The organism is Clostridium sp. BIOML-A1 (assembly GCF_009874105.1).
Classification (GTDB): domain Bacteria; phylum Bacillota; class Clostridia; order Lachnospirales; family Lachnospiraceae; genus Coprococcus.
In genome coordinates this window covers 79,570-91,248 of record NZ_WWTL01000013.1, presented here as the reverse complement: position 1 = coordinate 91,248, position 11,679 = coordinate 79,570, and the positions used below count along the sequence as shown (strand labels likewise).

The following is an 11,679-nucleotide window of genomic DNA, read 5'->3' as shown; positions in this document are numbered from 1 at the left end:
CTCGTATGCCTGCAGATCTCTGTTTTTTCTGTCGGCGTCCAGCTTTTGTATACGTTCTTCGCTTCCGGTCAAATAGGTCTGTAAAAGATCGATATAGAGTTCCTCGCTATTGCCTATATAAGACAGGCCTTTCTCTGCATCAATTCCGGGAATGTTGATCTGTGTTGCCGGAACATCAGATTTATGGGCTTCTGCATCCGTTTTATCACATAATGTAATATACTCATCCGGAAGATTCTCCATCAGAATACGTTCAAATCGTTCCGGATCGATCGGTTTCGAAAGATATCCATTGAAGCCTGCATCCAGATACATCTGTTTCGCATCAGAGAGTGCATTTGCCGTAATGGCGATTGCCGGGATATGCTTGTATTTTCCCCCATCCATACCTTTTATCTTCTGGAGCATGATCAGTCCGTCCATCTCAGGCATCATATGGTCAATTAAAAATAACTGATATTCCTGTTTTCTGATCATGGCAAGCCCCTGCTTTGCACTGGTAGTCATATCCATCTGTATTCCGGTTCTTTTAGCAAGCCCTTCTATGATCTTAAGATTTACCTCATTATCATCCACAACAAGAACATGTGCTCTCTCTGCATGGAACATTTCGTGATATGCTATTTCCGTCTGAATCTTTTTTTTGTATCTTTCCCTGTAGTCGCCAACCGTTTCTTCATCTGCAATCTTCTGTGTCAGAGCTACAGTAAATGTTGATCCCTTTCCATATACACTTTGTACTTGTATAGTTCCTCCCATGGCATCAAGAAGGCTTTTTACAATCGGAAGTCCCAGACCGGTTCCTTCTACCGAACGATTCCGTTTCAGATCAAATCGTTCAAATTTCGTAAATAATTTTCCGAGATCCTCATCCCGCATTCCGATGCCGGTATCTGCCACCTCTATGAACAGTTTCTGGATAGTATCCTGACTTTCACCCGTGATCCGAAGACTGATACATCCCTTTTCTGTATATTTCACTGCGTTTGTCAGAAGATTCATAATGATCTGTTTAATTCGGACTTCATCACCTTGCAGATACTCATGCATATATGGCGAAACCGATATGTTAAACTGAAGGTTTTTTTCCATTACCCGTTTCTGGATCGATCGTTCAACATCTTCTATCAGACTGCTCAGGCTGTATCTCTCTATTATGATATCAACCTTTCCGGATTCAATCTTCGACAGATCCAGAATATCACTGATGATCGTAAGCAATGTTTTGCCTGAATTCTTTATATACATTGCATACTCTTTGATATGAGGCTGTCTGCTCTCACGCAAAACCAGTTCATTCATACCAAGTATCGCATTTAAAGGTGTCCGTATCTCATGAGATATATTTGCCAGAAACGCCGACTCACTGTTTGCTGCTTTCTCTGCTTCCTCTGCATTTTGTTTCAATTGGATCAGAAGCCTCTTATTCCAGGCAATTACCACTAACAGCATTAAGCTTCCAAGCAAAATAATTATCATATCCGTTATACAGTCATCAATATCTCTTCCACCTGATGCATCCTGCATATGATCTGACAACAGAGCATACAGATAATAAATCTCTGTACTGACCAGCATAAATATATTCAATTCAACCATCTGGTATAACGAAATAATAACCATGGCTGTCAGGAACATATCCGTCAAACGATTGTGTCCATCCGGCAGAAGTCCATACATGGCAATTATCATAAACAGGCAGCCCGTCATACAGAAGCCATGCGCCTTAACGGGTGTTTTTTCGGAACAAGTCACATATATACAGACGGGAACCGTACAAAATGTTATAATGACAAAACCCGCTCCACTTTCATAACGAAGAAATGCCGTAACAAAAAAACAGATCAGTAACAAATATGTGTAAAATACCATATATTTTAAGCGTTTATCATCTTCCAGTACCGCTCCGGAGGAATATCGATATACTTCAAGCTTCTCTGTTCCTGTCTGATCTTTAGTTCTGTGCAACCGAACAAATAAATTCAGATAGAGCATGAAAAATACGACCAAAACAGTTATAAGAATAACCGCAGATGGTATCGCATTTCTTGCTATAAGCCAATTAATACTATCTTTATTAATAATTGATACTACATACCAATCATTCATGATAGGCTTGACCGATATCCATGATGAAGCCGTCTTATAGGATACAATGTCGCTATTCTGTTCCAATTCTTCATTTATCTTATCTTCATAGGACTGCGTCTTTTCATTTTTCCCGTAATAATCCGTCAGGCTGCTTCCAACCATATCAAAATCAGTGCCGGCCTCAATAATTCCGGATGAATTGACAATATATAAATCGCCAATATCATTTTGCAGCATCTGCAGCATTTCTGACAGATTTTTTATGTCCAGATCTACCCCGACCATGTCTGTTCCGTTTTCCATTGTTCTTCCAATGGTCAATACCTGTTTTCCCGTCTTCATATCGATATATGGCGTTACAAATGTCAGATCTGTTCCATTTGCTATGATCTCCCGATACCAGAGCCGATCCTCTACATGATAATCGGCCGGTGGCATCCACTGCCCACTCAGCATCAATTCTCCATCAATATATCCATATATGCCGAGATAAGATAATCCAAGTCTGTCCTTCAGATATTCTGTCTGCTCAACAAAATATTCCTTCAACATAGCATTATCCTCATTTTTCTCATGAATATATTGAGTGGTAAAATAATTTACATTCAGTACATTAACCGCATCCGTTAAGATATTTTCACAGGAAACAGAAGCATAATCCAGATTACTCTTTATAGTATCATTCACCTGTTCTGTCGTGTTTTTTACCTCTCTTGCACAAAACACAAGAACCACAGCCGCTATAAATATCAGAACAATACTAACATACATAATTAATTTCTGAAATGATCGTTTTTCCATTTTCCATCACCTTCCCCAACACTGATATCCGTTCCTACCCCAAATGTTCTATCAGTTTTTCCAGATTTACGATTCGACCTTCAAATTGCTCATAAAAATCCTTCTGATCCTCATACCTCGCAATATACATCAGATTCAATATCAGCATACAGATCTGTCTGGTCTGGTCATCCGCTTTTGCTTCATCGTTTGCTGCAGGCAGTTTGCACATATACTCCTGCACTTGTTTCAGAAAATCATGCCAACGATTGATATATTCCGTGTTCTTCTGAAGATCCGGTGTATCGATCCACTTTGACACCTTCACCTTCACCTTTCCCGCACGCTCACACTCATGAATCTGGAGGAAATATTTGAAACCGCCATCCTCATAATATCGTCCAAGAGGGAACAAACGACAGAAGCCCGGACGTGCCGCATGGATACTGCATCTTCCCGCTTCATTCAAAAATGAACATTTTCCATCTACCATCTTGATATTCGGAAGGATCAGTCCATCCACTACGTTCAGTTCGATTGTATCGGCAAGCAGGGCTTCAAAACTTTTTCCTGTCTCCTTCGTCAGACGGTATATATCTAAAGGATCTAAAATAATCGATTCACCCATACCTTCACAACAGGCATGGCACCCCTTACATTCATTACAATATGCTTTTACCATATCATTTGCTTCATACAGACGTCCATCCGATATCTCATCCAAGCTACAATTTCTAAGCATGTTCTTTTACCTCACACAATACTCCATATTTTATCTTGATCCGGTCTAATTTCTCCAGAAACGGGCAAGCCATAAGCCAGAGAAATAACACAGTGGCAAATCCCTGTACAACATCAAACGGAAATCCCGTCACATAAGCAGCAATGATCATCTGCAGATTGACCGTCGGCTGCCACATGATCACGGATGCAGGATTCATAATACCGCCATATATTATAATACAACAAAATCCACCAAATACGCAAAGGGAGAGACGCGTCAGTTGTTCTCCCCGAATCTTTGAATTATTAAAGACAAGCCCGGCGGAAAATCCTACCAGTCCCATCGAAAACATCTGCCATGGCGTCCATGGTCCCTGACCAAATACCATATTTGACACCAGCATCGTGACTGCTCCTGTAATAAATCCGGTTTCGCAGCCAAATGCCACTCCGCTTATGATCACAATTGCTATAACCGGATTAAAATTCGGTATCATAAAAAATGCGGTTCTTCCTACTGCTGCCAGTGCACATAAAACTGCAACCGTTACCAGATCTCTTGCCGATACCTTTCGGGTTTCAAATGCCACTCCAAACGGGATCATCATCTCGATCAAAACCAAAAGCGAGATAAAATAATACTTTCTATCCGACAGTACAGCTTTTCCCATCCAGATCGTAGCTGCGGCTGCCAGAATACAGGCAATCGTTACTATCATATTCTTCCGGCTGATATGGTACCGTTTTCTTCGTTCAATCTCCCTGTCCTGTGCCTTTGCCAGAGGACCCAACAGACAGAGAAAAAGCCCGACCATCAATATAAAGATCACATATATCCCTATATATATAATACCCTCCGATGTCACCCTGCCATCATCGATCAAGCGGGTAAGATCAGACTGGCGAATCGTTATGATAAAGCAGGCCGCCATAACAAGCGTTGTTATCATCAGACCTAATCTGTGTACAAATGCAGCCTTACCTGACACTATGCTCTTGTGCTGTTTATCTTCTATTTGTCCGGATTTCACACCTGACTGTTTATGCTTGCCTGTGTTCTTTTCTGTCTGTTCGGAAGCTTCTATGTCTGTTAGCGTTTTATCCGCTTTTTTCCGTGAAGCTCCTGCATCCGTGCCTGACCGATCTGTGTTTTTCCCATACACCGCAAGAACGTCTTTAACCGTAACAGCATGATCCACGATACCTCTGGCAATTCTTGCCGCTGCCGTGGTATAGAATTCATTCCCTGTAAAATATTCCGTTACACCGTTTACAACTGCTGTCTCTCCATCAAAGATCAGGCAGACCTGATCCGCAGTCTGTGCACAGAATTCGATGTCATGACTCACGATCACGATAGTACATCCCTGCATCTGTAATTTTCTGAGGATTTCCGCAAAGGTCTGCTTGAATTCCGCATCCATCCCTTTCGTCGGTTCATCCATCAATATAACATCCGGCATCCCGATCAATACTCTTGCCAGTCCCAGTCGTTGCTGTTCACCACCGGACAGATCATATGGATGACGTTCAAGAAGCTTCGTCAATCCGCAAAGCTCCGTGATTCGATATCTACTACTCTGTCCGGTCTTATCCTGCGCCACCGCACCGTTACTATTTTTTTCAATTCCAAGTTCTCCCCGTACAGTGGATGCCGTAAATAACAGCTTCGGATCCTGCGGAAGCAGTCCGACCTTTTTCCCTTTTCCGATCCGGATTCTGCCCCGATAAGGTATACACGCACCGGCAATTAATGAAAGCAGGGTGGATTTGCCACATCCATTGCTGCCGTTAATTGCAAGGATCTCACCCTCATAGACAGACAGATTCAGTCCATGAAGCACATCATGTTCCATCCGGTCATATCGAAAGAATACATCCTTTATCTCTATGATCTTATGCTCACCCTTATACATCCGTGTAGTCACTTCACCGCATTGTTCATGCTCCCGGTCATATCGGACAAGCCAGTTCCTTCCATCTGTAACAGTCACCGGAACCTGTTCTTTTTCCTGTAAACCAAGTGCGATCCTGCATGCCGCAGGAAGCTCGATGGATGGTACTGTCTCATACAGAGTATGCACCCCTTCCTGTATCGTTCCATCATATAAGACCATTCCATGATCAAGCAGTATAAAACGGTCACACATCGCCCACAGCTCTTCCAGTCTGTGCTCCGTAATAATGATCGTAATTCCAAGCTCCCTGTTGATTCGTTCCAGGCATCGGAAGAAATCACGCGCCGCCATCGGATCCAATTGACTGGCCGGTTCATCCAGAATCACTACATCAGGTGACAGCGCAAGCACAGATGCAAGATTCACTAACTGCTTCTGTCCACCGGACAACTCATTTACTTTTTTATGAAAAATTGAATTCAATCCAAAAAAAGAACACATCTCTGCAACACGTTTTCGGATCGTCTCTGTCGGAAGGCCCAGACTCTCCAGCCCAAATGCAAGCTCGTGCCAGACCTTGTCCGTCACCAGCTGCGCATCCACATCCTGCATGACGAATCCGATCTTCTGCGTCTGCATTTTCTCATCCATCTGAGAAAGCTCCTGCCCCGCAAAGGTAATTGCTCCCTCTCTTTTTCCTCTCGGTGTCAGCACAGGCTTCAACTGCCTGAGAAGCGTCGTTTTTCCACTCCCGGAACCGCCTGCAACCACAACGAATTCTCCCTGTTCGATCGTAATATTTATATCATTTAAACAGGGATCAAGATATATATCGTCACGCTCTGATATGATATCAGGATATGCAAATGTCAGACCTTTTATCTCATATAAACTCATATTCTTCTCCAATAAGTATTACCGGCTGCCTACTGCCGCCTCTATAGTATCTCCCGACTGCATCACACGGCATCTTTTCTTCCACATCAACACCTCTGCTATATGCATACCGGTCGGCCATACTGCCAGAAACAAATAACTTCCAAATGCAACTATCGACCGGATATTCCATGCCGCCACAGCCACATACGGATAATACTGCATCGCCATCTGCCCCGATAAGAACCCTGCCAATGTCATACCTGCAAGGATCAATATTCCTGCCAGACAGACCGCATCCCGTCTGTGAAACCGAAACAGAGAAAAGGCCGTACGTCTTCCGATTCCATATCCTCGGCTGCGCATACTGTCTCCGGTAATGACCGCCCGCTCAAGCGCCCAGGTTGCCGCAGATGAGATTACCCGCATGCCTGTTCTTATCCGTTTAAAATATTTGCCGTCCACCATAAATCCTGCACATTTCTGTGCCTGATATACCTGACGGATCCTTGCTACAAACTCCGGAAAAAATTTCAATGTCATAGATATGACCAAAGACAGGTATGGTGCAAACCTTCCAAATAAATAGATCATCTTATCCGATGTCAGCACATGGTTAAGAGACGCAAACCAACAGAGCACTGTCACAAGCATCCCTGCCGCCGCAAGTCCATACAGTATAGATTCCAGCGTCAATGCATTTCCTGTCGGAAAATACCATAATACCGTAACTCCCTGATGACTGAATGCCGGATTGATCAGTGCCGTAAGGATTATGACCGGTATCATGTATCTCAGATTCCGCAAAACCGCCTTCCTGCCACCAATGCAGACCGAATATGCAAATGCTCCCATAAATGCTATCATCAGGCACACCGGATGTAATGACATCATTCCAAATGCGATCACACTGACAAAATATATGAAATTAACGATTGGATGACAATCTGCAAATGCATCCTGATTTTCTTTTCCCACTGATATCTCCTGTTTTATCAAATTCTGTCCTATTAACCTCTGCCTTATTAATCTCTGTCGTCTGAAGCCGATACTTCCTGTATTCCCTATTCAAAATATGGGTTTCCGACATCCGCGCCCAGATCACAGGTGTACTTCCATTCTATCTTATCTCCATCCTTCAGGACATATTTTGAGCATCCAAATGCAGGGAACTTCCCATTTACGCAGTATTCCCAGCCTGACAGCTCACCACAGTCAAACTCATAAAGATTATTGATTCCCTCTATATAATAGCTTCCATACAATGCCGTAAATGAATATTCCATCTGAATGGCTCTTGTCCGGGTCACATTCTTTAACACATCGAAAACCGTCTGTCCCTTCTTAAATTCAACCGTCATCTCACGAAGGATCCAGCCATCCGAAGGAACACAGGATGCCTTCGTCTTATCAAAGATATCCCAGTTCGATAAAATATTACTGCAATTAATTGATATGGTGCAAGTATATACAGTGTCTTCCGATGTCTGCTCCGTGGTGGTCGGTGACTGTACTCCCGGCTGCTCCGTCGTTGGTCCCTCTGTATCCGGCTGCTCCGTCGATCCGCTCTGCTCTGTTCCTGAACCGTCTTTTTTCGATGAACCGCCGCCATTTGACGGAGTCTTATTGTCCGTACTCTGTGATGAATCTGTCCCCGGATTCTCCGATACATCCGTATCTCCATTTTTATGCTCCTGCGTCGTGGCGGAATAATCCGGAGTTACGATTCCGGACTTGTCCTTTTCTGATCCCTTATCGTCTTTTTTCGTATCCCTTTTACTATGATTTTTCTTTGTTGAACCCTGTCCTGACGATGATGAGTCATCCCTTTCCGCATCATCCGATATTTCCGCATCAGCATCTTCTGTATCTGAAGCTTCCTCGGAAACCGCTTTCTGTGTCGTACTCTCTGTATTTTCAGAAGTCGTTCCCGGCCTTCCAAATCCCCTGGAGCCGGGTGCATTTCCTCCATACCAGTACGCACCGACAAGTATAAGCACTACAACCAGAATTCCTATTATCTTTTTCAGATGTTTCTTAATCCACGCCATATCTTATCTTCTTACCCCAGCTGCTGTAATATTTCTTACCCTTCACCGTCTTATATGCCCGCACTGTTATATAATACCGTTTTCCTCGTTTCAGACCGGTCAGTTTTTTGGTCGTTGTCTTTCCTGATCTGACCATTACTATCTTTGCTCCGCTAAATGAAGATTTCAAGCTGTACCTGATCTGATATCCGCTCGCCTTACTGTTCTTCTTCCATGACACAGACAGCTTCCTTTTTCCTGCCTTTGCTGCCTTTGCAGTAACCGCAGTCACGCGGCATGCCGCCTTTGTATTCGCATTTTTACCCTGCAGACCTGCAGTATAGGCGCATACCTTATAAGAATATGTCGTACCGTTTTTTGCACCGGTATCCACATAAGAAGTCTTTGCGCCGGAAACGGTTTTATATTTCTTATATGCCCCGGAACCTGCCTTACGATATAAGATATACTTGTCTGCTCCTGTTACCTTCTTCCATGTTACAGTCAGACCTTTTTTGGTATTTGTGACGGATTTCACAGATGCCTTTGCCGGATAAACAGACACTGTCTTCGATACCATTCCCTTATACATTCCTGTTCCTGATATCTGAACAGTCGCCTTTCCCGGCTTCGTATTATTCTTATATGTCACTGTATAATCTGTTCCTGCAGTCAGTTCTTTTGATATTCCATCAATTCCTGTCATGCTGACAGTGACGGCAGGCGTTATCACCTTGCCTGCATATGTGTATGTCGTCCGGGGAATCTTCACCTGACAATCCGCAAGATCCATGACACGAGCATCCACCGCATCTGTCATATTGTATAAAGTATTTTTATTATTCTTATATCTGTCATAGGATACCAGCGCATAAAATGCCTGTTCTGTCGCCATCTGATTGCCACCATCGGAAGCCACATGCTCAAACGCACCTTTTCCCGTCAGATAAAACTGCTCTAAACCATCCAGTACGGAATGTCCGTTTTTTATAAAACGAACATCTGTATCACCATCCAAGCCCAAACCGGATAAGGCAACCAGTACCTGTGCCGTACTCTCTGCATTTTTCGTTCCCCAGCTGCTGTATGTTCCATCTTCATTCTGTATCTCTGACAGCACACGGATTCCACGGTTTACAGCTTCTGTCACCTGACTGCGTACCTGTTCGCTAACATCTGTACTTCCCTTATAATATGGAGCAAGTGCCTGCAATGCCATCGCTGTGACATCCGGGTCCGGTAATGTACCCGACAGACAAAAGCCGCCATTCTTCAGTTCATTATCCAGAATATAAGTAACCAGTTTCTCTCTTGTCACCTGTGTCTTAGCTGTTCCCGATGCAAGCGGTTTGATCTCATAATTACCCGAATCAAGTGCGATCAATGCAAATATCGGTCCATTGATTCCCTGTTTTTTTACATATGTCATATCTGACAGCGCACCGGTCAGATCATATCCCTCTATATCAGATGCATCAAGCCCCATAGATGTAAGGGCGAGAATAATTCGAGAATTTTCAGTACTTCTTTTTTTATGCAGTTTTAAAAACTGATTATCCCAATCTCCTACTGCATATTTTTCTTTATTTATGTTATATGTTGCCTTTATATATTCTGTTATATTGTTATAATATGCCCTATACCATGGTGCATTTTCCATACCATAACGGCACTCGCCGATAACAGTCCATTCCCCGCCAACAGATCCAATTGCCGGTCCCCACCATTTAACCGTTCTCTTTACTTCTTCATACTTACCTTCTTTATTCTTTTCATAATGACTTGGCAATTCATGTTCATATGAAATTTCTAATGTTTTCTCGATCGCAGCAGAAGTCTCTTTCAAAACCACCTTATAATCAACAGAAGCATCCGAAGCTGCCTCTACCTGACTAAGACCCGCGATCATACCTGTGCCTGACTGTTTGCCGGTTCCGTCAAATGTGCCATTCGCGACAACCTGCCCAAACAGAGAAACAGTCATCACCATTACCAATATATAACTAACTATTTTTGTCCAACGCGATCTATACATTTTCTCTCTCTTTTCTTTTATCTTTCTCATTCTAACCTCATATCCTTTCAAAATACATCATGCCCCGCAGCCATCATCTTCATAATCTTTCTTAGCAAGTTTTCCTAACAAGCTAAGCTCATTCATAATGCTCATACATAATACCTGATTCCGCATGGAAATCCCTTATATCAAGCCTATACTAGCAATTATAAAACAATGTGTCAACAGAGAGGATCTGGCAAGAGGTCACTAATGCAAATGTCGACATAAAAAACACCCACACCATGATCAGATATTTCTTTTAGCAGACCTTTTCTCACGTCGGTTCTTAATGAACCGCCCTGCGGTGAATTTAGTACCGCTACGTGAGGAATAGAACGAAAGTGTTCTGCATAAAGAAATGATCTGATCATGGTGTGGGTGTTTTACAGTACTGCTCAGCAAAATAAAATTACACGATATAGCAAAAGGGGATAGTCATATTCGTTTTACAGACCTTGTCTCACGTCGGTCCTTAATGAACCGCCCCTGCGGTGAATTTAGTACCGTTACGTGAGACACGAACGCAAAATGTTGACATAAAAAACACCCACACCGTGATCAGATATTTCTTTTAGCAGACCTTGTCTCACGTCGGTTCTTAATGAACCGCCCTGCGGTGAATTTAGTACCGCTACGTGAGGAATAGAACGAAAGTGTTCTGCATAAAGAAATGATCTGATCATGGTGTGGGTGTTTTTTATAATATTATTCTTCAGCCTGCTGCTTCATGAGCTCCTTGAAGAACGCATCTTTCTCCGGATAACGTTTCCGCATGAACACCGGCTTGTTCTTCTCATCCAACAAACAATGACAGGATGTACCGACGCACCGAAGCTCTCCGGTCTTCTTATCATGTACTTCATAGGAAAATCCGATACGGATGCCTGTGTACTCTGCAAGCTTTACATAGATCACAACGTTGTCTCCATATCTGGACATGGTCTTATATTCCGCAGATACTGACAATACCGGAATAATGATATTGTCATCCTCGATGGTCTTGTAATCCCATCCAATCTGCTTCATCCAGTCCAGTCTCGCTTCCTCAAACCATCTGATATAGTTGGAATGATGAACGATTCCCATTCTGTCAGTTTCATAGTAATAAACCATACGCTCATATGGCTTAATTTCCATATCTATCATTTTATGAACATCTCCATTTCCTGCCTGCTTCTCACAGGCTATATCATTTCATCTGCCTGTAATCTATCCCGGCAGA

Annotated in this window: 7 protein-coding genes; all 7 read right to left on the bottom strand. The window is 43.0% G+C overall.

Annotated elements, in window-relative coordinates:
* On the bottom strand, positions 1 to 2,892 hold a 2,892-nt coding region (locus GT641_RS10725; RefSeq protein WP_161117511.1), incomplete at its 3' end, for a hybrid sensor histidine kinase/response regulator.
* Positions 2,893 to 2,926: 34 nt separating this feature from the next.
* Positions 2,927 to 3,613 carry a YkgJ family cysteine cluster protein gene (locus tag GT641_RS10720; protein ID WP_008402540.1) on the bottom strand — a complete coding sequence of 229 codons (687 nt, stop codon included), beginning with the start codon at positions 3,611 to 3,613 and terminating at the stop codon, positions 2,927 to 2,929.
* The gene (locus GT641_RS13235) at positions 3,606 to 6,389 is read right to left on the bottom strand and encodes an ECF transporter S component (RefSeq protein WP_161117510.1); all 2,784 of its coding nucleotides are present in this window, start codon (positions 6,387 to 6,389) and stop codon (positions 3,606 to 3,608) included. The genes GT641_RS10720 and GT641_RS13235 overlap by 8 nt, the downstream gene beginning before the upstream one ends.
* A gap of 18 nt (positions 6,390 to 6,407) precedes the next feature.
* The gene (locus tag GT641_RS10710) at positions 6,408 to 7,346 is read right to left on the bottom strand and encodes an energy-coupling factor transporter transmembrane component T (RefSeq protein WP_347562889.1); all 939 of its coding nucleotides are present in this window, start codon (positions 7,344 to 7,346) and stop codon (positions 6,408 to 6,410) included.
* A gap of 86 nt (positions 7,347 to 7,432) precedes the next feature.
* Positions 7,433 to 8,419 carry a DUF4430 domain-containing protein gene (locus GT641_RS10705; RefSeq protein ID WP_161117509.1) on the bottom strand — a complete coding sequence of 329 codons (987 nt, stop codon included), beginning with the start codon at positions 8,417 to 8,419 and terminating at the stop codon, positions 7,433 to 7,435.
* Positions 8,406 to 10,463: a fibronectin type III domain-containing protein gene (locus tag GT641_RS10700; RefSeq protein ID WP_161117508.1), complete on the bottom strand. Its 2,058-nt coding sequence runs from the start codon at positions 10,461 to 10,463 to the stop codon at positions 8,406 to 8,408. Before GT641_RS10700 ends, GT641_RS10705 begins: the two co-directional genes overlap by 14 nt.
* Positions 10,464 to 11,162: 699 nt before the next feature.
* The gene (locus GT641_RS10695; protein WP_161117507.1) at positions 11,163 to 11,603 is read right to left on the bottom strand and encodes a thioesterase family protein; all 441 of its coding nucleotides are present in this window, start codon (positions 11,601 to 11,603) and stop codon (positions 11,163 to 11,165) included.
* Between the last annotated feature and the right edge of the window lie 76 nt (positions 11,604 to 11,679).

What these genes read in the sequence shown, in the direction of transcription:
- GT641_RS10720 (WP_008402540.1), bottom strand. Translation starts at nt 3,613, where the DNA reads ATGCTTAGAAATTGTAGCTTGGATGAGATATCGGATGGACGTCTGTAT.
- GT641_RS13235 (WP_161117510.1), bottom strand. Translation starts at nt 6,389, where the DNA reads ATGAGTTTATATGAGATAAAAGGTCTGACATTTGCATATCCTGATATC.
- GT641_RS10705 (WP_161117509.1), bottom strand. Translation starts at nt 8,419, where the DNA reads ATGGCGTGGATTAAGAAACATCTGAAAAAGATAATAGGAATTCTGGTT.
- GT641_RS10700 (WP_161117508.1), bottom strand. Translation starts at nt 10,463, where the DNA reads ATGAGAAAGATAAAAGAAAAGAGAGAGAAAATGTATAGATCGCGTTGG.
- GT641_RS10695 (WP_161117507.1), bottom strand. Translation starts at nt 11,603, where the DNA reads ATGATAGATATGGAAATTAAGCCATATGAGCGTATGGTTTATTACTAT.